Origin of the sequence: Coleofasciculus sp. (assembly GCF_046539235.1) — a bacterium.
Classification (GTDB): Bacteria; Cyanobacteriota; Cyanobacteriia; order Cyanobacteriales; family Coleofasciculaceae; genus Coleofasciculus.
In genome coordinates this window covers 1-24,800 of record NZ_JBKHHI010000002.1, presented here as the reverse complement: position 1 = coordinate 24,800, position 24,800 = coordinate 1, and the positions used below count along the sequence as shown (strand labels likewise).

The 24,800-nt window shown below is 45.7% G+C and carries 19 protein-coding genes; 12 read left to right on the top strand and 7 right to left on the bottom strand.

All coding sequences use genetic code 11. The features are described from left to right. Positions 1-40: 40 nt before the first annotated feature. Complete coding sequence (locus tag ACLFWI_RS00485) at positions 41-532, bottom strand: acyl-CoA thioesterase (RefSeq protein ID WP_446411260.1); 492 nt, start codon at positions 530-532, stop codon at positions 41-43. A 399-nt stretch (positions 533-931) separates the two neighbouring features. After that, on the bottom strand, positions 932-3,886 hold the full coding sequence (polA, locus tag ACLFWI_RS00480) for a DNA polymerase I (RefSeq protein ID WP_446411259.1): 2,955 nt from the start codon (positions 3,884-3,886) through the stop codon (positions 932-934). Positions 3,887-4,298: 412 nt separating this feature from the next. Here polA and ACLFWI_RS00475 point away from each other — a divergent pair, with 412 nt between their 5' ends. Beyond that, positions 4,299-4,484: an NblA/ycf18 family protein gene (locus ACLFWI_RS00475; protein WP_446411258.1), complete on the top strand. Its 186-nt coding sequence runs from the start codon at positions 4,299-4,301 to the stop codon at positions 4,482-4,484. 308 nt (positions 4,485-4,792) lie between these two features. Then, the gene (locus ACLFWI_RS00470) at positions 4,793-5,077 is read left to right on the top strand and encodes a universal stress protein (protein ID WP_446411257.1); all 285 of its coding nucleotides are present in this window, start codon (positions 4,793-4,795) and stop codon (positions 5,075-5,077) included. A gap of 23 nt (positions 5,078-5,100) precedes the next feature. Here the strand turns inward: ACLFWI_RS00470 and ACLFWI_RS00465 are convergent, their stop codons facing one another. Both ACLFWI_RS00465 and mrdA read right to left on the bottom strand, forming a co-directional pair. Beyond that, positions 5,101-6,054 carry a GAF domain-containing protein gene (locus ACLFWI_RS00465; RefSeq protein ID WP_446411290.1) on the bottom strand — a complete coding sequence of 318 codons (954 nt, stop codon included), beginning with the start codon at positions 6,052-6,054 and terminating at the stop codon, positions 5,101-5,103. Between the two features lie 281 nt (positions 6,055-6,335). Next, entirely contained in the window at positions 6,336-8,129 is a 1,794-nt protein-coding gene (gene mrdA / locus ACLFWI_RS00460) for a penicillin-binding protein 2 (protein WP_446411256.1), read from the bottom strand. A gap of 256 nt (positions 8,130-8,385) precedes the next feature. On the opposite strand from mrdA, the gene ACLFWI_RS00455 reads away from it, so the two are divergent. The 4 genes from ACLFWI_RS00455 (at position 8,386) to ACLFWI_RS00440 (ending at position 12,323) form a co-directional block, all read left to right on the top strand. Then, the gene (locus tag ACLFWI_RS00455; RefSeq protein ID WP_446411255.1) at positions 8,386-9,519 is read left to right on the top strand and encodes an ABC transporter ATP-binding protein; all 1,134 of its coding nucleotides are present in this window, start codon (positions 8,386-8,388) and stop codon (positions 9,517-9,519) included. Positions 9,520-9,524: 5 nt separating this feature from the next. Beyond that, the gene (locus ACLFWI_RS00450; RefSeq protein ID WP_446409088.1) at positions 9,525-9,932 is read left to right on the top strand and encodes a hypothetical protein; all 408 of its coding nucleotides are present in this window, start codon (positions 9,525-9,527) and stop codon (positions 9,930-9,932) included. 293 nt (positions 9,933-10,225) lie between these two features. Continuing rightward, positions 10,226-11,341, top strand: a complete 1,116-nt coding sequence (locus tag ACLFWI_RS00445; protein ID WP_446409484.1) for an ABC transporter substrate-binding protein — start codon at positions 10,226-10,228, stop codon at positions 11,339-11,341. 100 nt (positions 11,342-11,441) lie between these two features. Further along, complete coding sequence (locus ACLFWI_RS00440) at positions 11,442-12,323, top strand: ABC transporter permease (RefSeq protein WP_446409485.1); 882 nt, start codon at positions 11,442-11,444, stop codon at positions 12,321-12,323. A gap of 570 nt (positions 12,324-12,893) precedes the next feature. On the opposite strand, the gene ctpB is transcribed toward ACLFWI_RS00440, so the two are convergent. Then, on the bottom strand, positions 12,894-14,216 hold the full coding sequence (ctpB, locus tag ACLFWI_RS00435; protein ID WP_446411254.1) for a carboxyl-terminal processing protease CtpB: 1,323 nt from the start codon (positions 14,214-14,216) through the stop codon (positions 12,894-12,896). Positions 14,217-14,760: 544 nt separating this feature from the next. Between ctpB and ACLFWI_RS00430 the strand changes: the two genes are divergently transcribed. Then, positions 14,761-15,468, top strand: coding sequence for a YdcF family protein (locus ACLFWI_RS00430; RefSeq protein ID WP_446411253.1), 708 nt, complete (start codon positions 14,761-14,763; stop codon positions 15,466-15,468). On the opposite strand, the gene ACLFWI_RS00425 is transcribed toward ACLFWI_RS00430, so the two are convergent. Beyond that, the gene (locus ACLFWI_RS00425; protein WP_446411252.1) at positions 15,462-16,397 is read right to left on the bottom strand and encodes a hypothetical protein; all 936 of its coding nucleotides are present in this window, start codon (positions 16,395-16,397) and stop codon (positions 15,462-15,464) included. The two genes, ACLFWI_RS00430 and ACLFWI_RS00425, sit on opposite strands and share 7 nt — an antisense overlap. A 206-nt stretch (positions 16,398-16,603) precedes the next feature. Continuing rightward, positions 16,604-18,394 (bottom strand): peroxidase family protein, encoded by a 1,791-nt coding sequence (locus tag ACLFWI_RS00420; RefSeq protein ID WP_446409480.1) that lies wholly within the window; start codon positions 18,392-18,394, stop codon positions 16,604-16,606. A 573-nt stretch (positions 18,395-18,967) separates the two neighbouring features. Here ACLFWI_RS00420 and ACLFWI_RS00415 point away from each other — a divergent pair. From ACLFWI_RS00415 to ACLFWI_RS00395, 5 genes are all read left to right on the top strand, one after another. After that, positions 18,968-20,407 carry an NADH:flavin oxidoreductase gene (locus ACLFWI_RS00415; protein WP_446411251.1) on the top strand — a complete coding sequence of 480 codons (1,440 nt, stop codon included), beginning with the start codon at positions 18,968-18,970 and terminating at the stop codon, positions 20,405-20,407. Positions 20,408-20,611: 204 nt separating this feature from the next. After that, positions 20,612-22,069, top strand: a complete 1,458-nt coding sequence (locus ACLFWI_RS00410) for a c-type cytochrome (protein WP_446411250.1) — start codon at positions 20,612-20,614, stop codon at positions 22,067-22,069. 17 nt (positions 22,070-22,086) lie between these two features. Then, positions 22,087-22,512: a hypothetical protein gene (locus ACLFWI_RS00405; protein WP_446410321.1), complete on the top strand. Its 426-nt coding sequence runs from the start codon at positions 22,087-22,089 to the stop codon at positions 22,510-22,512. Between the two features lie 291 nt (positions 22,513-22,803). Then, the gene (locus tag ACLFWI_RS00400; RefSeq protein ID WP_446411249.1) at positions 22,804-24,237 is read left to right on the top strand and encodes a c-type cytochrome; all 1,434 of its coding nucleotides are present in this window, start codon (positions 22,804-22,806) and stop codon (positions 24,235-24,237) included. Between the two features lie 98 nt (positions 24,238-24,335). Further along, positions 24,336-24,668: a hypothetical protein gene (locus ACLFWI_RS00395; RefSeq protein WP_446411248.1), complete on the top strand. Its 333-nt coding sequence runs from the start codon at positions 24,336-24,338 to the stop codon at positions 24,666-24,668. The last annotated feature ends 132 nt before the right edge of the window (positions 24,669-24,800 follow it).

The following is a 24,800-nucleotide window of genomic DNA, read 5'->3' as shown; positions in this document are numbered from 1 at the left end:
ATTACAGTGATGGGGAGTAGGGGCTTGGTAACCAAGCCCATTAAAGGGAAAGCTTCACGAGTGCATCTTGGACGGCTGACGGTAATTTTCGCAGAATCTTGCCTTTCTCCCGGTCAACAGCAACTAACGTCACCCGACCGGTTACATAGAGTTCTTTACTATCAGGCGATTGAATCTGGTAATCCCAATAGATACGAACTCCGTCCATATCCGTCATCCGGGTTTTGACAATAGCGGTTTGACCCATGCGAAGCTGACGGTGATAGCGCACAGAGAGTTCAACTACAGGTAATTCACATCCCATCGCCACTAAGTCAGCATACTCGATGCCGATAGATCGTAAGCATTCTACCCGTGCTTCTTCCATCCAGGTTAAGTAATTACCATGCCAAACCACACCTGCATAATCACTGTGGTGAGGATGTGCCCGCACCGGATATTCAAACCAGTGTTCAGTTGTGGCGGTTAAAGAATGGCTCTGGATGGCGCTGGTTGGTGGAAGTTGAGCCGAAGATTGAGAATTGTCAGACATATTACTAAACTAAGTGAGAACGTAACTGTTTCACTACCTAGATAACACAGGATTAACCGTAAACTGCAAGCGGGAATAACCGACACATTTAAATTGGATTTAGAACAATAGTAATACCCCCTTTGGCTACGGCGATTGAAATCGCTGCTACACAAATGTATGCGAAGCCTTCCCGAAGGGTAGTCCGCAAGGTAAGGACTAGGTTATGACGAGGGTAGCTAACTCGGATTGGGTATGACCCGATGTCTTGACACGGATTTCACAGAAAAGATAAAACTTTCCAAAACCCTGAATATTAAAGCACACCTATCGACACAGAGAACTCACCCTCTGTGCAATCAGTTCTATTAACCTCTCCCACCCCACCCTAAACTCTCCTCTAAATCCGTGAAATCAGTGTTACTTCGCTTCCATCCAATTTTTCCCTTCACTCACATCCACTACCAACGGTACAGATAACTCAACGGCTGATTCCATCGTCTCTCGGATTTTTGGTTGCAACTCCTCCCATTGAGCCGGAAGAACTTCAAATACTAATTCATCATGAACTTGTAACAGTAATCGCGCCTGGTAATTCTGTAAAACCTCATGCATTTTGACCATGGCAATTTTGATAATATCAGCACTAGATCCTTGTATGGGCGCATTGGCGGCGGCTCTGAGTAAGCCAGCGTCATCTTTACCGATTCCCTTGAATTCATCAAGATTAATCTCTTTAGGATTTTTCCCTTTAGCATCGCGCAGTCTGTTGCTATTGAACTCAAAGTAACGCCGACGACCTAAAATAGTTTCCACATAACCTTTCGCGATCGCGTCCCGTTTCATTTGCTCCAAATACCCAAAAACTTTGGGATAACGCTGCTTCAATCTGTCAATAAAGTCCTTTCCTTGTGCCGCCGATACCCCCGCTTCCCTGGCAAATCGCTGGGGTCCCATACCGTAAATCACGCCAAAATTAATCGTTTTACCCAATCGCCGTTCGTCTGGTGTTACAGTTTCTTTTTCAAACAATAATTTAGCGGTTACTGCGTGAACATCCTGATTATTCCGGTATGTTTCCACCAGTACAGGTTCTTGACTCAGATGTGCCAAAATGCGTAACTCAATTTGGGAATAGTCTGCTGATACTAATAACCAACCCGATTCAGGTAAAAATGCTTTGCGAATTTGGCGACTAAACGCCGTCCGAATCGGAATATTCTGTAAATTAGGATTCGATGAGGATAGACGTCCCGTGCTGGTTATCGTTTGATTAAAATCAGTATGTATGCGTTGGGTATCCTTATGAACCAGTTTCGGCAAAGCATCAACATAGGTGGATTTTAACTTAGAGAGGGTGCGGTGTTCGAGAATGGTATCAATAACCGGATGATCCCCTTGCAGCTTTTCCAAGGTGGCATGATCCGTGGAGTACCCTGTTTTCATTTTGCGCGACTTACGGCGGTCAAGGTTCAGTTTTTCAAACAGTAACTCACTTAACTGTTTAGGAGAGCCTAAATTAAATTCAACTCCTGCTTCTTGATCAGCATTATGTTCAATATCTGCGAGTTTTTTTTCTAGGGATTCCGAGAGTTCTTTGAGATAAGCAGTATCAATACGAATTCCCTGATATTCCATCTGGGCTAACACAGGTTCTAGCGGTTGCTCAACTTCCAGCAACAACTTTTCTAGCGCTGGAATTGCCTCCAGTTTTTCTCGCAGTTTTGGCATCAGTTGAAACGTGGCATAAACTTGCATCCCGCAGTAGTTGGCTACGGTGGGAATACTCAATGCAGCAATGGTTTTTCCTTTGGGAATTTTTAAATCTTTGTAGCTTTTTAGCTGAATTTGGTCTAAATAACGCTCAGTTAAACTATTGAGGTTATGGCTATTATCTGGATTGAGGACATAACTGGCTAACATCGTATCCATGACTACCCCAGCTAGTTTAATCCCCTGAGTTCGCAGCACCAGACGGTCAAACTTTACATTTTGTAGCACTTTGGGATAGCGATCGCGCTCTAAAATAGAACGCAGTGCTTCTAGAACCGTCTGTTGGTCTAAATTATCACCCTGCTCATGGGCGATAGGGATATAGGCAACTTCTGCTGGTTCGATTCCCCAACAGCAGCCAATTCCCACAAGTTCGGCGTTCTGTGGCTTTAAAGCGCTGGTTTCCGTATCCCAAGCCACTGGAGTTGCTGAGTTTGTGCAGTTTTTCAGGATTTGGACAAGCTGCTCCAGCTTATCTTTTGTGTCGATAATCTGAGGTTGAATCGGACAATTTGCTACAGCTTGTTTCTGGTAGTTTTCCGTTTCATCAGCTGTCCAGAAAGAAAGATCAGGACTACTATCTGCAACTAATGGTTCTGATTCCATCTCCGTCTCTTCCACCACTTTCCCACCAAAACGCTGCTGGAGGTCGTCTATTTTCTTTAAGAAAGACTCGAACTCCAAGTTTTGTAAGAGAGGTTTGAGGACAGAGGTATCAAATCCTTCTAACTTGCCTTCCTCTAACTCTACATCCACAGGCGCATCAAATGCCAATTGTGCTAAGTACTTAGAATGTTCGGCGTCCTGTTTTCCCGTTTCCAGCTTAGTTTTCACTGCGCCTTTAATCTGATCGAGGGACGCATAAATGCCTTCCAGGGAACCGTAATCATTCAGTAACTTAACCGCCGTTTTTTCGCCAATTCCCCTCACTCCGGGAATATTATCGGACTTATCGCCACAGAGGGCTTTATAATCCACCACCTGTTCTGGTGTAATACCTAGTTTATTTTTTACCTCTTGGGTGCTATATTCTTCCAGTCCTGTGGAACTACCGCTTTTCAACGCCTTCTGGCTAAGATAGAGAACCGTAGTTGGCTTTTGCGGATCGATGAGTTGAAACAGGTCGCGATCGCCGGTTAAAATTTTCACCTGATACCCTTCATCTGTCGCCCGATGTGCCAAGGTGGCTAAAACATCATCAGCTTCATAGCCCGGAACCGCCAATACGGGTAAATTCAACGCCGTCAGCAATTCTTTGAGATTCTGCAAATCCGGGATAAATTCTTCCGGTGTTTCCGCTCTATCTGCTTTATAGGTATCGTCAGCTTTGTGGCGAAACGTGGGCAATTCTAGGTCAAACGCCACCGCCATCGCCTGAGGTTGCTGGGAACTGATCACCTCTAATAGGGATTTGAGAAAGCCAAAACACACACTCGTGGGTATCCCCGTCTTGGTTCGCAGTCCCCCATCTCGCCCTTTAGCGAAGGCGTAATAGGAACGGAAAGCCAGAGAATGACCGTCAACCAGGATAAATAGAGGTTTTTCTGCTGTTGTGGGGTCAGCAGAGGGAGAGGATTTAGGCACAGGCGTTGATTGAGACATAGCCCCATTTTAGCGAGTTAAACTTTAGTGAACGATACTTATCTCTGATATAACAAATCCTCAATCCTCCAATCTGTAGGAATTAGAGCCGTTTAACCAAAGTCGGGCAATCATGTCAAAGTTTGCTGATGTTCAGTAAATATACTCAAGCAACTGTTCACCTTGAGCAGTTTGCTTTAGTAACAAGCTGATACAACTGCCTCAATCCAAGAGCGGAAACTTTTCAGAAGGATTCTCCATCTTTGGATTCACCAGAAATCTTTATTTGGAGGTATAGGCAATTTGTCAAATAATTGTTACAGTTTTTAATATAGCTGGGGAACGGTTGACCCGTTCACAGAACATAGCCCTCGCCAAATGCAGGCTTGTGTCATCTGAATGTCCATTTTTTCTAACATTCAAGGAGATAACCATGTCCCAACCCATGCAACTTTCCCTCGAACAACAATTTAATATCCGCTCGTTTGAAACCCAGGTGCAGCAAATGAGCCGTGAGCAAGCTCAAGACTTTCTGGTTAAGCTCTACGAGCAAATGATCATGCGTGAAAATATGTACAAGGAGTTTCTCAAACATGAATGGGGTCTAGAACCCAGTTAAAAGTACGATCAGTGGTCCCTATATAGTGGGCGACCTCCTTCTCTTGCTTGGTTCCTGCACTGGAAAAGAGCTGGGGATGCTGGGGCGTCAACTAAGCGTAAGGCTTCGGTCGGAATGGAATAAGTTGTAAGTAATACGTCATCAAGCGTTGGATTGATTGGCTCGAAGACCTCATTCTCTGAAACACACAACGCCACACCAGTAAAAAGAGCTTGACTAAATCCTAAAATATATTGCTAAACTTACTCATATCTGCCCAGAATGAGAAAAAGCAAAACTTAATCATAGACATTCCCTAAGCGCTAAGCTTGAATCCGGAAGCAGCCCAACGCCAAGTCCAAGTCGCCCAGGAAAAGCTGAAGCCGATTAAAGCTGACTTAGAAGCGCTGGGTTTGCAAGTTAAGACAGAAGTCCGAGTCGGTAATCCTTATCTGGAAGTTTTAGATGCGGCGACAGTGTTTGACATCAGCGCGATCGCGGTTTCCTCTGAAACAATCGGCAGTATTATTGAATTGCCTATCCGTAGCTTTGCTGGGGAATTAATGCGGCGTAGTTGGCATCCCGTTCTCTTCTTTCCACCACCACCGAGTTAAATTGATTGGTCAGGGCGCTTCTGCTATACTAGCTTAGCAAAGCCCTGGCGTAGCTGTTGCGCTCGCTGCCTGAGTTCAGCAATCAACTCATCTTCTCCCAAGACAACACCACCTCTAGTAATTTGTTGATTCGCTTGAAGTTTGTGCGCCAGTTGATGGCAGAGCTGACATTTGCCTAAAATATCCATAATTGATGGGGAAAATTTCGCAAAAACGAATTCATCTTCTGAAGTAAACCCCTTTTTGTCAATTCGCTGCGATAAGTCTTCGTCAGGGTTTGAATGAGGTTTGAGCTTGTTGATAAATTGGGCAACAGCAACAACCTCTTTTTGGCGATTCAACAGGGGCCACGCCAGGATTGTATAAGTGCGGTAACCTGTTTTTTGATCGGTTTTCTTCGCTTGTTCTGAACGGGGATCGTCGTAGACATCAAAGGGAATATTGATCATGTTGGACGAGCGGGCGGCTAAACCAACAATTCCCTTGTTCATGGGGATATCAATGATTAAGGAACCCCCTTTTCCATCCTCAGCGATTAAAGAACCAACTTCCTTCTTGTGCTGATCGATCAAAAAGATACTGGCGCGATCGGCACTCAGCAAGTCTCCAGCTTTACGAGTGATACGACCTAACATTTCACAAAGAGTGCGTACCAAATCCTGTAACGCTTTATCGACCGTGTCTTTTTCGACGGAAAAATAAGAGTTAATTTGATTCTCACCCGAATTAAAGGCTACAGAAGATACAGCGGTGAGCGATGATTCTTGTCCCTGCAAGCCAGCCACTTCTCGCCAATCCAGTCCTAATAGCTGACAAATTTGCAGAAAATTTAGTTGATTAACGGGTTGACCTTTGAGAAAAAGATTATTAATTACAATAGGCAGCGACCGACCTAGCTGTTCAGCTAGCTCTTGCTCTTGTCCGTTACTCTTATATCTCCAAGCTTGTTCGACAGCTTGGATATATTTAGGGTGCACACTCAATGTTTTTGACATATAGGAGCAGCGGAAATCTAACGTAATCATACAATAACTTTTCCGGAACTCGCATCAGCCAATTGGCTGAAGATGAATACGTTATCTGTCTTAGTACACCTTTATCATTCGTCAGGGAACAGGGAACAGGCAACAGGGAACAGGCAACAGGGAACAGAAATTTTCTCCCTCATCTCCCCAGACGTAGCATGCTACGTCTCTACATGATCCCTCATCTTCCCAGACGTAGCATGCTACGTCTCTACATGCTCCCCCAGCTCTACCTACTTTTCCTTTGCCTCATCCGGGGACTTGGCATCAAAGTAAGCTTCCAACACCTGCTTAACCATCGGTGCAGCGACGGAACCGCCACCACCACCGGAATGTTCAGCAAAAGCGACCACGACAATCTCGGGTTTATCGAATGGCGCAAAGGCACCAAACCAGGCGTGAGGCTTTCCAGGTGGCGCTTCAGCCGTGCCACTCTTTCCAGCTATCGGCGGTAGATGAGGCACATTTAACACTTGTCCCGTACCACCATCAACCACCGCTCGTAATCCCTTACGTAGTGTCTCTATCGTTGAAGGCTTCATTTCCATTGACACCCGCCAATTGCTTAACCCCTCATCGTCCTTAAGTAAATGCGGTTTAACTCGATAGCCACCATTAGCCGGAGCAGCAAACATGACTGCCACTTGCAGGGGTGTTGCCTGAGTAAATCCTTGGCCAATGGACATATTCACGGTATCCCCAACCGTCCATTCCCAGTTAAAGCGCTTCCGCTTCCAGGCATCATCCGCAATCAAACCGGCAGCTTCTTCAGACAACTCAATTCCCGTAGGTTGACCAAATCCATAGTTCCTCGCCCATTCAATTAAAGTCGGTCCACCTACCCCTTTGCCAATTTGACCATGAAACGTATTACTACTCCACGCCATAGCTTGCTGGTATCCCAACGGACCAAAACCGGCACGGTTCCATTCGCCAAAGGCTGTACCCCCAACATTCAAGGTGGCAAAGGTGGGCAAAACGGTACCTGGTCCAAATTTCCCCGACTCCATACCCGCGGTTTGGGTCACTATCTTAAACGTACTCGCCGGGGGAAATCCGCGCATCGCCCGATTCACAAAGGGATTTCCTTTCCCTTGCAATTGCTTCCACATATCTGGGGTAATCCGGCTGGAGAAAATATTGGGATCGAATGTAGGGCGGCTAACCATGGCTAAAACCGCTCCATTTCTGGGATCAAGGGCGACAATCGCACCCTTTTGATTGCCCAATACGGCTTCGGCTGCCTTCTGGGTCTTTAAATCAAGGGTAATTTGCAGGTCTTTACCTGATTTTGCCTCTTTCTCACCCAGAATCCTCAGAACTTGACCTGCACCATCGACCTCCACTTGCTGACCGCCCCATTCTCCTCGCAGGGTTGGTTCAAAGGCTTCTTCAACCCCCATCTTCCCAGCCACATCGCCCATGCGATAACCTTCGGCGCGACGTTGTCTTAATTCTTTATCATTCAGTTCCCCGGTATATCCTAAAACGTGAGCACCTACATCCCCATTGGGATAGTCTCTGACGGCTTCGATATCCACCTCGATGCCATCTAATTGATGGCTATACTCCTGTAGAGCAGTAATTTGGGCTGGTGAAAGACCCCGTTCAATCCGGATCAGCGAGGGTGAATCAAAGCCAGCCCGTTCGACTCGTTTTTGAATCTCATCTTCGGGAATAGTTAACAGTTGGGACAAACGTTGGCGCGTTTGGGGCCATTCGGCTTTTTTCAGTGCCACGGGCCATAAGAACACTGAATGAGACAAGCGAGAGCTGGCCAGCACTTTGCCCTTACGGTCGAAAATATTGCCCCGCACTGGTTGCTTCGGCACCAGCCGAATCCGGTTATTTTCAGCCAGTTGTCGGTTACGTTCTCCCTGAACCAACTGTAAGTACGCCAGACGAGAACCCATTGCCCCGACTAGGAGCAAACTGACAATCAGCATGACAATCACTGATTGGTAATTGCGTCCAACGGTACGGGGTGTTGTTTGGCGACCTCCGGAATAGGGCTGAATCACGGTCATAGTAAACGGCTTCTCAACTCTGTTTAGTAGTTTGTACTCAGTCTATTGTTGATTGTGACGCTTTTTTCACAGAAGTGACTTATCTGTGCCAAACTAGGTCGTTAACCCAGTCGCATCAAGGTGAAATAATAGCGCATCCTTTCCTCGGTAGACAGATAAAATAGACCCAAGTATAAAAAAAAGGATTAACGAATTCACCTTGGATCAGGTTTCATTGGTTAAATCAGGGCGACTTGGCGCTAGTGAATGAATTATTATGTTTCAACCTTCCGTTAAAGACCAACGCGCTCCGGATACTACGGCTGAGCTTGATGTTGAACTCCGCAAGGTTTTCAAGGTTTTCAATGGCGAGACAGCGGTTCGGGGAATTGACTTGAAGATCCGACGGGGAGAATTTTTTAGCATTCTCGGTCCCTCAGGTTGCGGTAAAACGACTACCCTGCGCTTAGTGGCAGGATTTGAGTCTCCGTCTGCAGGTGAGATTTTGATTCAAGGGCAACCCATGAATCACGTACCTCCTCACCGCCGACCTGTCAATACAGTATTTCAAAGTTATGCTCTATTCAATCACCTGACGGTTGCGGAAAATGTCGCCTTCGGGTTGCGACTGAAAAAGCTCAAGGGGACAGACGTTGAGGAGCGAGTCAAACAAGCCCTCAAACAGGTGCAAATGGAAACTTATAGCAATCGATTTCCCGCTCAACTGTCTGGAGGACAACAACAACGGGTAGCATTAGCACGAGCCTTGGTGAATCGTCCTACTGTTCTATTGTTGGATGAACCCTTGGGGGCGTTAGATTTTAAGCTTCGCAAAGAAATGCAGGTGGAACTATCCAACTTGCATCAGGATTTGGGGTTAACGTTTATTATGGTGACCCACGACCAAGAAGAAGCCTTGAGCCTGTCTGATCGGATTGCCGTGATGGAGGCAGGGAAAATTGAACAGGTGGGCAACCCCACTGAAATCTACGAACGTCCCCGTACTCCCTTTGTGGCTGATTTTATCGGTGATACGAATCTGTTTAAGGGTCGCCTGCACGCTGCCGATGCCTCTACGCTACAAATTATCACGTCCAGCGGTTTGGAGATGGTTGTGCAATCCCCTGACGCCAAAGAATGGATAAGTAACTCGAAGGAAATGGTGGTTAGCGTGCGTCCGGAGAAAATTCGCTTGAGTCTTTCACCACCCAACTCAACCGTGAATTGCTTTGAAGGTCGTCTCAAACATGTTATGTATCTGGGAACTCACGTTCACTTGGTCGTGGAACTCTTAACCGGCGATCGCCTGACGGTTATGCTGCCGAATAATGCTATGAACAAGCTACCCGAACCCCAGACCTCAGTGTACGCCCGTTGGGCAACGACCGATTGTATCGCGTTAGAGGAGTAATCACTATGGCACAATCAGGAGTCAGGTTGTTTTTAGCTGAATTGGAGTCGCACTGTAACTCGAGTGCGATCGCGACTTTCCTCAATAGTGATGGGGAGTCGTTTGCCATTGACCTGAATCGTCAGGGACATAAGGTAACTTATGGAACGGATTTGGATATCAAGGAATTCTTTGTCGCCAAACTTTTGGGGGGGTGTCAACCTCATGGTTCGTTGATCCTGCGTTCGTTTACGCCTGATATTGACGAATTTACCCAATTACCCATCAAAGAATTACGCGGCTATGTCCTACAAGGGACGGGGAATGATCTGGAATTTGAGAAACTTCCCCCCAAGGTCATGTTTGCCTGTCACAACACCGATGCCCAAACTGGGGAACCTTTACCCCTAGAACAATCTGTCCGCTATTGCTAAAGTTGTGGTTCGTCCTTTGTCATGCGTCATTCGTCCTTCGTTAGGGAACAGGGAATTCTTAGTTGTCCTTGGTTGTTGACCATTCAATAACCCCAACTTACTTCGTTGAAGTTGGGGATTGTCGGACAAACGGCAAATGACTATTAATGACTGGTTGCTAATAGCGTTAAAGCAATGACCAATGACTAATGACCAATGACCAATGACCAATGACTAATGACTAATGACTAATGACTAATGACCAATGACCAATGACCAATGACCAATGACTAATGACTAATGACCAATGACCAATGACTAATCAGCCAAGATCCCGAAAACGACCAAACCGCCGTCAGTTTTTACAAGCGGCGGCTTCAACCTTACCCTGGCTAGCACTGTCAGGGTGTGGCTGGAGACTGGCGAATGTGCGTCCGGCGGCGGGGAGTCAAGATGATGCCAATCTGTTATACATTTACACTTGGGCTGGCTATACTGACCAAGATTTGTTAGACCGCTTTGAGGAAGAAACCGGAATCAGAGCGATCGCGGATGTCTATGATTCTAATGAAGCAATGTTGGCTCGACTACAAGCAGGTGGTGGGGGCGCTTATAGCATCATTTATCCTTCGGAGTACATGGTGCAAAAGATGATCACGATGGGGATGTTGCTAGAACTCGACCAACCCCGCATCGAGGGTATGTATCGGTTGTTTCCCCGGTTTCAGCAAGCCAACTATGATCCGGGAAATAGCCACTCCGTTCCTGTCAGTTGGGGAACTACAGGCTTGATTTACAATACCCAGCAAGTCCAACCTTCGCCAGAGGATTGGGATTATCTGTGGGTGTATCAACAGCAGTTGGCAAAACGGATGACTTTGGTCAATGATGTGCGAGAAGTTATGGGTGCGGCGTTGAAAAAGTTGGGATATTCTTACAATTCCACCAACGTGGAACATATTCAAGCGGCCTATCAAGCCCTGATCGACTTAAAACCGGCGATCGCGTCTTTTACATCCGATGCTTGGCGTCCCCAGATTCTCAGTGGTGATTTAAAGATTGCCATGTGTTATTCGTCCGATGCCACGGAAATCATGCCAGAAAATGAAGATTTACGCTATGTGCTTCCTGAAAGTGGTTCCTCTCTCTGGATTGATACCCTAGCCATTCCCAAAACCGCTCCCAATGTCGAGGGCGCTTATGCTTGGATTAATTTTATGTTGCAGCCAGATGTCGCCGCACGCATCGTGGAACGCCTCAGTTTTGCGACGCCCAATAAAGCTGCTTATAATCTCTTACCGCCTGACCTGAAAAATGATACCAGTCTATTTCCCCCAGAAGAAGCCCTGGAACGGTGCGAAAATTTGGAACCGTTAGGAGAAGTTGAAGCCGTCTATGACCGCTATTGGACGAAATTGACCAGCTCTTAAATGCTGGCTATGTGAATAATTCATAATTAATACTTATACCGTGTCTACCGACAAAAAAGTTTCCCCCACCTCCTTACCCAATCCCGCAGCCACAGATCATATGGCTGAACCCTCATTTATTGAAGAACCCACCCGTTCTCGACGCCAGTGGTTAGAACCATTGGCGTTATTAGGACCGGCTGGACTGTGGCTGTTTTTATTGTTGGTTTTACCCACTCTGATCATCTTTGAGTTGAGCTTGGTTCCTGATATTAAACCGGGGGATATTGTTGACCCGTCGGGACTGGATAACTATCTGCGCGTCTTTGAACCAATCAATCTTCAGGTGATGGGGCGATCCGTGTTTTTTGCAGTAGGTACGATGGCGATTTGTCTGGTGTTGGGGTTTCCGGTAGCCTACTGGATTGCTCAGATGGCACCGAAGCGCTGGCAGAATTTACTCCTGTTAGGGTTTATCCTACCCAATTTTACCTCCTCCCTGTTGCGCTCTTATGCCTGGATTACGATTCTGCGACCCACCGGGGTACTCAATAGCATCTTAACCTCGATTGGTTTACCCGCGTTGGAGCTCTTAAATACCAGTTCGGCGGTATTAATTGGTATGGCGTATAGTTATTTACCGTACATGGTATTGATTCTCTATGCGTCCTTAGAGAAATTAGATCGGCGTTTATTGGAAGCGGCGGCGGATTTGGGTGCTAATCCGGTGCAAACGTTTTGGAAGGTAACTATACCCCAAACCTTTTCCGGTATTGCGGCGGGTTCGATTCTGGTGTTTATTACCGCTTTGGGGGATTTCGTTGATCCGGAGTTGTTAGGGGGGGCTTCCAGCATGACGGTATCTCGTCTCATTTACAACCAGTTTCTGGGCGCAACCCAAAACTGGGGATTTGGTTCAGCGCTGAGTATGGTGTTAATTTTTGCCGTGAGTATTGCGATCGCGCTTTTAATTAAGTATGGGGATATGGAACCGCAGCGCTAGTTCGTTCTTGGTTGACTGGTATCTCAGATCAATCCCGGATTACAACTATTTGTAACAACTCCTAAACTTTGGTAAATACTGTTTGGCAGCCAGAGAGAACCATGTTACTTTAAATATGGAGATCGTCCTCCAGAGGCAATAACTGGAGAAAAACCCACGAAGAGTCAGAGGTGATGACGATCATCCCCAATCTTTGGCTCTGCCACAGAAGTAACCAACCTAGCGTAGCCTTAAGGGGTTAGATTCGGTGAAAACCGAAACCCAACTCAAGTCCAGAAAGACACATTTCATTTATGCGGGTCAATAAGCGGTGAACCTGTGGAATTTGTAAACATTAGTAAGCTCAGATTAAAACCTGAAAAATTAACGGCTTGAAAAGTCCTAATAGAACGATCACTTGGGTCTAATCTCTTTGGTTAGACCCATTTGATTATGATTGACTGATCATGATTAGAGACATTCCGGTGGAACCTCTGTCAATTGTCGGGGCGGGTTTAGCCGTTTAATTTGGTTATCTACCGATAACCTCTCAACAAAACCCGCCCTGTGTCATAAACAAGAGATATACGTTTACCGAACACTAATCGGTTTAGTCGGTTGATTCAAACCCCGTTCTGCCAGCATCGTATTTTCCAGAACTGTAAGCGCTTGCTTGTATTGGGGATCTTCGATTGTGGCACGTAACATCGGTTGTGTAACCAAACGCCGCTGTTGGGCGCGAGTTAAATCAATTTTCACATCAGGGCTAATTCCTTTATGATTAATATCAATCCCACTGGGAGGATAGTAGCGGGAAATCGTAACCGCTAAACCTGAACCATCAGATAAGGAATGAACAGACTGCACGACAGCTTTACCAAACGTCGTCGAACCGACAACCCTCGCCCGTTTATTATCCTTCAGCGCACCCGCTAGAATTTCACTGGCGCTAGCTGAATTGCCATCAACTAAAACAACCAAAGGAAGCTGAGTTAGTGCGGTTTGGTTGGCAGAAAACTTTTGTTCTCCACCTTTGCGATCAATAGTGTGGACAATCTCACCCTCATCCAGCCACATCCGGGCAATTTCAATACTGGCGTACAATAATCCACCAGGATTGCCACGCAAATCTAAAACATAACCATTCACATCTTGGCTATCCAGATTGCGAATTGCCCGTTGCATTTGTTCAGGTGCGTGGGAATTAAATTCATCAATGCTGATATAACCCACCCGCATTTGACCTTCCTGCTTGAGGGTATAGTGTACAGACGGTAGCTCAATCTGAGTGCGGGTTAGGGTAACATCAAAGTGATTTTGCCCTTGACGAGATATTTTCAGAGTGACGGATGAGCCAACTTCGCCGCGAATTAACGCCGAGGCTTCTTCCGCACTCATCCCTTGAGTGGATTTGCCATCAATGGCGATAATTTTGTCTCCAGATTTAAGTTCGGCTTTGAATGCTGGTGAATTTTCAATCGGCTCAATAATAACCAGCTTCTGGGTTTTCTCATCAACGCCCATGCGAATCCCTACCCCAGACAGTTCACCCGATGTTTGATCCGTTAAGGCTTTGAATTGTTCGGGTTCTAAAAAGCGAGTATAGGGATCACCGATGGGTTCTAGGGCGTCGCGAATGGCTTTGTAGGCTTGTTCAGAAGACGTATAATTGCGGTTGAGTAGCTGTTGGCGGGTCGCTTGCCAATCCACTTGATTGAACGAGGGATCAACGTATTCCTGATTAACAAGTTGCCAAACTTCATCAACAACCGTCTTGGGACTATCCTGAAGCGCCGCAAAGACGGAGCGATTGCTGCCAATTGGGGCTAACCATGATAATGTGGCTGTTGTAGCGATCGCACCAGTTAAGAGGATGCTTTTGAGCCAAGGGAAGGTTTTAGAATATTGATTCATGGGAAATACGTCGAACAGACTATGGGTTGGTTTAAAGCGGACAGTCAAAGCGTACCCAGTCGTTGGCTGCAATAATTACCATTCCGTTACATAAGACTTACCCAAAGTTATCTACAGGCGGACATCTTTGGAACTTACTTCCTGTTTCATCCTGGTGGTGACCCTGAGCGAAGCCGAAGGGTCAACCAGTTCACAGGCTAACACCACCTAACTGGCGGAACTATCTCTTTGACCTACCTAACTGTGGTTTTTGGCTAGATAGGTATACCAATAAAGTATACATACTCCCGGTGGTAACCTTGATCAAGATAAGTCTCTCCCCAGTTTTGGGTAATAATGGGTAGAGATGTCCAAGGACTTAGTTCAAGTTACTCACCCTGAGTAGGGATAGCATAGTTCTGGCGGCATCAAATCCGTCTATTGCTACTATACTCAACTTATCTGGTTAATTTCCAGAAATTTTGTGCCAGTTTACCTATTGTCCTGTTGATGAAGACAATCTCTTCGCCTCGGACAATAAGAGTGCATCAAGTGGTAAGCCTCAGTGAGACGATTGATAACACGCCATTGGCTACGGGTTGCGCGTTGGCTACTGTCTAAGCAACGACTACGCTGGTTAGGCTTAGGGCTATTGAGCCTAGTCGTTATTCTTAGTATAGGGTTACTTGCCAATATCTTCAGATTGTCGGCAGGAGCCTCTGCACCTGTAGATACGTTCTTTGTTTTGGGGGGAAGTATTCGCCGGGAGGTTTATGTGGCTCAGTTAGTGAAGCAACATCCCCAAACTCCCGTTTTGATTTCTCAAGGCTCTAAGGAACCCTGTATTTTGCTCATATTCCAAAAGTATAACGCGCCGATGGGTCAGGTTTGGTTAGAAAAATGTGCCGATTCCACGTTTGGTAATTTCTACTTCGGGATTCCGATTTTACGGCAGTGGGGGGTACGTCATGTTCAGTTAATTACCTCTCCCACCCATTTACCACGAGCCGGGTGGATGGCACAAATTCTGTTGGGAGCAAATGGGATTTGGGTGGATGTGGATACGGTGCAGGAACGGGGAATTCCGGGGAATCAGGAATCCTGGTGGAAGACGGGACTAGATGTGACGCGCAGTCTAGTTTGGGCGCTATTGAGTCAGGGAATTCAGCCCCACTGTTCCGAGGTTACGCCACTGACTGAGGTTGATTTAGACGCTTGGCAAAAGTCAGGTTTTGATTGTGAGTATCAAGGGTGGTTGAAACTGGATTATTGATTAGCGAAGCGCTGATGTCTAAAAAATAGCTGGCTATCACCGTAGTAGGATGCCACGAATTCCGAGGTGGTTTCCAGATGTCCAATAAGTTGGGCATTTTGGCGATAACTTGGCTCGTCTATGATGTCAGCTTTCTGGTCAGCGTTTTCGTCTCCTACGTTTTTGGGAACAACGGCATATAGGGAAAATAAACGGGTTCCAGTGGGAATCGTGGCTAGATCATCTCTGAAATCATGGGGCGGCTGTTCAGGAAATTGAATAGTGGGATTGGGAACCAGAAAAAGGCGATAGGGATAAAAGGGATCAGGTTCTGGATGACCCGTTTGGTCGATTTTGGCAAAGCCTTGCAAATAGAGTTTGCGGGGAAATTTGCTGACGCGGCGGAAGATTAAATTGATTAATTTCGGACCTAAATTATTTTCTGCGGGAACGATATTAGACAATTCATTGGCAAGGAAATTATAGTTATTGCCTTGACCCGTGAGGGAAACCAACGCCGAGACATTTTCCGAGGGTTTGCCGTCCACTAAAAGCTTGAGGGCTAACCCTGGGGCAAATCCGCGATCGCTGGGATCACCGGTGAGGGATAATCGTAGAAGACCGGAGTCAGCACCTTTAAATAAACCAGTAAATGGAGTATCCGGGGTGGGGATTAACTTAACCTTAGCTACACTGGCGTGGGCGTGAATGGCTTTGTTCCATTTGCGGGGTACTTCATCAGATAAGCGATCCATTTTGATGCTTAAAAAGGTAAAGAATAAACCAATAACGTCAATTTTTTCGAGCGGGGGTAGGTTATTGTATTGGGATACTAAAATTCTCTGCTGCCAAAGAAAGTCCTGTTTTTTTGCAGCCGTCCAGGATTCATAGTCGCTAGGTAGCGGTTCTAGATTGTGGGCATTATGCCAGAATTTTTGTAGGTGTTTCATGGGCTTCCTTTGGCTTCCCCTTTTGAAGGGGGACGGGAGGGGGATCTATAAGGGGAAACGAGGGGGGTTGGGGGACGGAAGGCGGATATATAGGGGGAATGGAAGCGAGATCGAACAAGGGAAGAGGGAGATCTGATCGGGGGTGTCGCAACGCTTGGTGAGTTACTATTCCCTGTTCCCTGTTTCCTATTCTCTAATCCCAACAATTAATATCCGGAAACACCGACTTTACGCCAGGGGGCAAAGGCATTTTCCACGCCAAATAAAGCGGGGCTGACGGTGGGGTAATGGCGGCGCAAGACACTTAACATACTGTTGTTGTCAATCCAATCTAAACCCCATTGAGTGTAGACTTCGGCGGTGTAGTCTCTGGTGAAAAATCGATCGCTCTTGAGTCGTCGGGATGCCATTAGGATAAAGATACGGAAGGCTGTGTCACTAAAGCCAAATCCGGCGGGTGGGTTTTCGGCAAACATCCCCACCATTAAATCAACGCTGTCGATGTTGTTGTTGTAAACGTCCCGGAGTTCTTTTGCCCATTGCGGGTTTTCGGTGATGTCTTCAAAGGTTTTGACCCGTTCACGACCAATGAGTTCACGGAATTGATTATAACGGGGAACGCCGCGTTCGCGATCGCGTAATATATCGACAGCAGCCAAATCAAAGACTTCGCCGTTATCCCGGACTAATTGCTGTAGGAAACGCGGATAGTTATGTAAGGTAATCGCCCCAGGATGAGTAATACCAAAGGAGTAGAATAAATCGGGCATCCCTACTTTATCAACTAAATTACGACTGCGATTTCCTGATACTTCAAATAGATTTTCTGTAAATCGCAATTCCCCATTGTCGAGAGAGTAAAATTCAAACTCATCTGGCATTAATGGATGCATCCGATAGACGGAGACAAATTCTTCGGTGAGATAGTAGGGGGCAGTGTGGTGATCTATCGCTGAGCCGACAATCCCACTCAGGAGTTCCCCCTCTCCAATGCGCCCAAATAAGCGTTTGACATGTGGTCCTAATAATCCCCACCAGTTAGCGTTCATCGCAATTTCTAAAGCTGGATGTCCTAGGATTGCAGGCGTCCATTCAACGGTGTGGATTTTGGCGAGTAAGGCGGCGTTAATCAGTCGGGCGTGGTTGAACAGATCATCGTCTGTCCAGTCGGGATATTCGTTTTTGAGATGATCGCAAATCGTATTGTGTTCTTTGACAAATAGAGTATGTAACATACTCAATCCCACCCACCAGTTCTCATCAAAACCAACGAGATCGACGCCATTTTCAGGGTTAATGGGTAATAAGTTATCGTCACCGATAATTAGCTTGCCATCGACATGAGTCCGCAGCTTATCAATGGTATCCTGATCACTGCCATAAATTTGTGACGCATCCCACCAATGAGTGACTCGGTTCAGAAAGGTGGGGGGATTTTGGCTATCTCCGTCGGGGCGGGTTGAGTCGGGTAACGTTGCGCCTACTTCTAGCGGTCGATATTCTTGGGGCCAGGGATCATCTGCTTCTAGAGGAATCTCAAATTTCTGGTCGAATGTACCTCCATGGGCAAACCAGTCATGGGTTTGAAATTGAATCCAAGATGCGGCGTGTAGATTTAAGGTGCTAGCGGGTACAAATTCATCCCGCGTCAGTAATTTGCGGCTAATTGTACGCGGGTTGGGTTCGAGTAAATTCTTTTGGTCAGGATAAGTGTATTGCAGGGGAACATTGCGTCCAAAACGAGAACCCGCCCGTCCCATTTCTGGCTGTTCCAGGTCATTAAAACTCCCGTCGGCTGTGCGAATCTTGACAGGGGCACCATCTGGACTAGGTGGTGGTTGTGTCCCCTCACCTTGGGTCGGTAATTTTGCGGTATCATGTAGATTTTCTTCCCGCAGCCGGTTCCGGAACTGGAATAACTTGACTAATGCCAAGGGAACGGGGAATTGATGCCAAGGTTTTTGCTGACCTCGACCTGATTGGGATGATTTAGCCATCGTATTAATTCCTTTTATTTGGATACAATATTTAACAATTATTTCAAACCGCGATCGGGACTAAAATCAATAATCTTCATAGTAAATCTCTATCTTATTTCCGACAAGCCCTTTCAGCCAATTTCCTGAATTAATCTCAACTCTCCCCAATTTATACCAATTTTTGTTCAATCCTAGAACGTTGGGGCAACCGGGGCAGTCATGGATTGCTAGTCTTAATGATTCGGGAAAACTAATGGAACTGAAAACCTTGCCAAGTAAGCATTCCTTGTCCATACTGACTTATCTTATGGTGCTAACACACCTCAGCCCATTCGCCACAAAATCTGGATAATTTTAACAAAACTTAAAATACCTACCCATTCTTTTCAGGATTTGCCATAATCAAAAAATTAGAATATTCTGTATTTTTGTCGCCATCTGACAAAAAGGCATAGCTACGAATCAAGTCCGGAAATGCCAACATAAGTAGGTTGGTGGAAATAAACTCAACCTTATGAAGTTATGTTAACAAGCCTCAAGCTATTACAAATGACAAATGACAAATGACAAATGACAAATGACGAATGACGAATGACAAATGACATGATAAATGACAACGATATCATTTTTCAACCGCTAACATTCCGAAACCTCACCGTCAGTAATCGCATCTTTCGCTCAAATATTTCCGGCAGATTCGATAACTATGACGGTTCCGGAAACCAAGTCCGAATCAATTGGGAACAGAAGTTTGCCCAGGGAGGCGTCGGCGCAATTATTTCATCGTTTACGCCAGTACAAATTCGCGGACGAATCCTGCCAAACTACGCCACGATTGACCGAGATGACCGTATTCCATTCTGGCGTAAACTTGGTGAGGTGGTGCATGAATACGACTGTAAATTTATCATGCAACTGAGCCATTCTGGGCGTCAGCAGGATGTGAGTGGCGTGGAAAACCTTAATTTAAAAGCCCTCAGTTCAACCAGTATCACAGAATCGTTTCATGGTTTTGAATGCCAAGCCATGACCAAGGCTGAGATTAAAGAAACAGTTCAGGCGTTTGCGGCGGGGGCGAGACGGGCGAGAGAGGCGGGACTGGATGGCGTGGAACTGCATAGTGCTAATGGTTATTTAATTACCCAATTTCTCAGTTCTGGGATTAATGACCGCAACGATGAATATGGGGGATCATTAGAAAATCGCGCTCGCTTTTTGTTGGAGATTATTAAAGCCATTCGTCAGGAAGTGGGTGATGATTTTCACCTCCAAGCTAAGATTAGTGCGGTGGAGTATAATGATGCCGTGATTCCGTGGGAAAAGCCAGGGAATACGCTAGAGGATTCGATTCAAGTCTGTCAGTGGATGGAAGCGGCTGGAGTTGATGCAATTCATGTTTCTACGGGGAGTATATTTCCTCATCCCTTGAACCCTCCTGGTGAATTTCCCCGCATCGAGGCGATGCGCTGGTATGATTTGATGTTATCCAGTGGGATTCATACCTTTCGCAACTATTTATTATTTCGGTTTCCCCTGTTCTATCCAATTTTCTTATTCTTATGGAATCGGGTTCAGAAACAGACCCAAGACCAACCAATTCAGGGATTAGAGGTAAAGGCGCAAGCTTTGAACGAGTCGTTCCAGAAGTTTGTGAGTTCTGAACAGATGCAGGAACTTCTACAAAAGTATCAGGGGGTTAGCCTTAATCACGCGGCTGAGATTAAAAAGCAGGTGAATATTCCAGTTATTTGTACGGGAGGGTTTCAACAGGCGTCCTATATTCGTCGGGCAATTCAGGAGGGATTCTGTGATGCGGTTAGTATTGCCCGTCCCTTGGTGGCGAATAATGACCTAGTGCATCAGTTTAAGGCAGGAAAAGACTTGCCTGAACGCCCTTGTACTTACTGCAACAAATGTTTGCTTAATGCCTTAGAAAATCCCCTGGGTTGTTATGAGTTAAGTCGCTATAATAATTCCGATGAAATGATTGCAGAAATTATGACTGTGTTTGACCATGCACCGTTTCGGTGACGGGACTATGTGAGAGGCGTGGGCGGGTTTAGTAACATTAGGATGACAACAAAGAATAATAAGGAAAACTAACTGCCTCTACTGGCGTGACCCAACTAAAATGGTGCAAGAGATTGGCTTCGTAGTGAGGGCTTCAGCCCTCTTTAGCTGACATTAAGGTTTAAATGCAGAATAGATTAAATCACCAATCACTAATTCTTAATTATGGAAGAATCAACGCCATTAAAGTCAACGGGAAAGACTTTTAAGAAACTATTGATTGTGATTGCGGGAATTATACTCGCTACAATTATTGGTTTAATTTCTCCCCTAGTCTTAAATAATCCTGTCGATTATGCTGATATTAATAATCACTTTAAATATGGGTCAATTGGTAGTGAACCGGAAAATGGAGTACCTTACTGGATTTGGAAAGTTCTACCCGCCGTATTTCCTGACAAATTACCCGGTGAAGGGTATCAGTCCTTAGGTTTTCTTTACGAACCCGGGAAAGACCGCCCCATTGGATTTTCTCAGCGTCGCGTCTTGATTGACCGTGTTGGCTTAAATTGTGCGATTTGCCATGTGGGTTCGCTGCGGGAAACCCCTGAAAGTGAACCTCAAATTATCCCCACCATGCCCTCAAATACAGTGAATCTACAAGGGTATATTCAGTTTCTGGGCAAAACGGCTTTGGATGAACGATTCACTCCTAACCGAATCTTAGCCGAAATTGATGCCCAAGGGGGAAAGTTTAACCCGATTCAGACGCTGATTTATCGTTATCTGGTTATTCCCCAAACGAGAGATGCGTTGATTACCCAAGCAAGTCAACTGGCTTTTTTAAATGAACAACCGGATTGGGGTCCAGGACGGGTGGATACTTTTAATCCCTATAAATCGATTCAATTTAGCTTTCCGATGGATGAGTTAGAAGAAGATGAAAAAATTGGCACGGCGGATTTACCCTCTATCTGGAATCAAAAACCCCGTGAAGGATTGCAACTGCATTGGGATGGGGATAATACGTCAGTTCACGAACGTAATTTAAGTGCGGCGTTGGGTGCAGGAGTGACACCCGTTACAGCGGATTTGGAACGGATTAAACGGATTGAAGATTGGTTGTGGGAACTTCCATCACCAGCTTATCCATACGCGATTAATCGGGAATTAGCAGCTAAGGGTCAGCCAATTTATCAAAATAATTGTGCCAGTTGTCACGCCTTTGGCGGGGCGAAGGTTGGTACAGTGACGCCGATTGGGGAAATTGGGACTGACCCGCATCGGTTAGATTCTTATACCTACGAGTTACTGTCTAATCAAAATACCCTGTTTGTGGGAACGCCGGAACGGTTCAAGAACTTCCGTAAGACTGATGGTTATGCCAATATGCCATTAGATGGAATCTGGTTGCGATCGCCTTATTTGCACAATGGGTCTGTACCGACGCTACGAGACTTGTTAGAGGCTCCAGACAACCGTCCTCAAGTATTCTATCGCGGGTATGATGTGTTTGATCAAGAGCATGTCGGTTTTGTCTCAACCATTGCCCAGGAGAAGGGGAAGCCGTATTTTAAGTTTGACACGACTGTACCTGGCAATAGTAACAGGGGTCATCTGTATGGTACTAACCTTTCGTCGGAGGATAAAGCCGCGTTGGTTGAGTATCTGAAAACACTTTAGAATCAGGAGTAAACATCATGAATCCTTATGCAAAATGGTTTAGTCGCATGGTCTGGTTAGGCATTGTGGTGAATATGTTTTTTGTGATTCCCCTCTGCTTTTTTCCAGAGGTTCTGCTTTCGCTATTAAAGATGCAAATACCCGTGCCAATTATCTGGGTACGGGCGGCTGGACTCTTACTACTGGAACTAAGTATTTTATATATTCCGGGGGCAATTGATCCCTATCGCTACAAAGCAACGGCTTGGATGTCAGTGGTGGTCACACGCGGCGCGGGCGCTACCTTCTTCCTGAGTGCTGTTTTGTTCTTTGGGCAAGCGTTAGGATTTCTGACAATTGCTTTAGTTGATGTATTTTTCGTGATTGTCCAAGGAACTCTGTTATTCTTGGCGATGAAGACTGAGCAACCTGGGATGTCAGAAACCGCCCAGGAGTTTCCCTAAATTGGACATTTTTGCAGAAGTTAAATGGTTAGGGGCGACCCGCTTGTATTTCTTAATAATTGGAGTTTACTTAATTATAGCTGTCGCCATAAAGGTTAGGGCATTTAAGGCGGAAACAAACCTGCATCAATAATAAATTGTCGGCTCTATGCCTTAACGCCTGCTGCATTTTGCTATAGATAGGGTCGCTTTCTACTCTCTCAATTTGCCCAACTGGGATGCTTCCCCATACAGGTTTTTGATTAAACAGAATCGGGCTTAATTTAAGTCAACAAATAAAGGAACAATTTTGTGGAAAGTACACCATCAAAAATCGGACGAACCATTACCGCGATCGCAATCATTCTAATATTGCTAATTGGTAGTGTCGGATATCTGGCGTGGTATAATCTTTTTCGCGAAGTCGATACCTATTACGAATCAGTCGAAGATCATTTTAAATACGGATCAATTGGCAGTGAAAATGCTGAAGGTGTTCCCTATTGGATTTGGCTGGTATTACCTCGAGTTTTTGCCGATAAACTCCCCAAACCCGGTGGCTATACCTCTCTCGGCATTACTTGGGAAGAAGGACAAGAATTACCCGTTGGCTTTTCTAAAAAAATTATCGGCTTTCCCCGCCAAGGGATAACCTGTGCGCTTTGTCATAGTGCCACCTATCGCCAAACTCCCAAAGATAAACCAACGATTGTTCCCGGTGGACCCTCAAATAAATTTAATCTGCAAGGGTATATTCGCTTTCTCGGTGACTGTGCTACTGATACCCGATTTAATGCCGACTATATCTTAGATGAAATTAGCTATAATTATGACCTGTCTTTGTTTGATAAGCTACTTTATCGGTTTATTATTATTCCCCGCACCCGGAAAGAGTTATTAGAACTTAAAGAAACCTTTGCCTGGATGGAAGCAAGACCTGACCAAGGACCCGGACGCATTGCCCCCTTTAATCCGGTGAAGTTTCGAGTTTTGGGGTTGCCTGTCGATGATACCATTGGCAATTCCGATATGATGTCGATTTGGAATCAAAATCAACATGAAGGATTTGCCTTACATTGGGATGGGTTAGAAACATCACTCACAGAAACCGTGAACACTGGGGCGATTGGTGATGGGGCGACGAAGGAGTCAATTAATATTCAGGGATTAAAGCGGGTGGAAGATTATATTCGTCAATTACCGCCGCCGAAATATCCGTACAACGTTGACCAAGGTTTAGCCGCAAAAGGGAGTCAAATTTTTGAGAGTAACTGCGCCTCTTGTCATGCATTTGGTGGCGAACGAACTGGAACCGTTATTCCTATTGATGAGATTGGCACAGACCGCTATCGTTTAGATATGTGGACGCAAGAGGCGGCTGATGCGTATAATGAGTTTGCTGAGGGGTATGATTGGGATTTTGATCAGCTTCGCAAAACGAATGGATATGTGGCGGTAGCTTTGGATGGGTTGTGGTTAAGAGCGCCCTATTTGCATAATGGTTCTGTCCCCTATTTAACGGATTTATTGGAGATGCCGGAGCAGCGGACGATGGTGTTTTACAGAGGATATGATCTGTATAATCCGGAAAAAGTGGGCTTTGTTGCTGAAGGCGTAGCGGCGGAGAAAGAGGGATTTAAATATGATACAAGGGTGACGGCAAATAGTAATCAAGGTCATGTTTATGGCACTGAGTTGGCGGCTGAGGATAAGTTGGCGTTGATTGAGTATTTGAAGACGCTTTAATGTTGTCCTATGTCTTTTGTCAACACATCCCCTAAAAAATGGTAAGATTTTGGCGTAAGGGTAAAGCCGATAAACCTGCACTCCTGTACCCTTTATTTATGACTGACTCTAATAAGACACAACTAACGCTGCAAAAAATCCTGGATAGCCTGGATCATTTAAGGATGGATGAACTGCGAACGCTGCAAAAGGCGACAAATGAACGAATTCAACGCCGTGTTGATGCTTTGGGTAAGCCACTATTGAGTGACTTGGTGGCAGGATTGGAATGGACTGAAGAGTATAAAGAGAATCCACCTATCTCAGATGCCCGACTCCAGGAAATCAAAGATGGGGCGAGACCAACGGATATTGAATTAGAGTATATTGCTGAAGGGTTGGAAATGGATACTGAGGAACTTTTGCAGATGCTGCGTTTTCGCCAAATTTGAAAGCCATAAATGTTGAACCATTGATGACAAGCGATTAATCTCACCAAGCCGGGAACTAAAGTTCCGGCTAAATGCTCAAACCCGTTAAAACGGGTTCGTGTTTTGTCCGGTCAAGTTTTGTTCGAGCAAGCA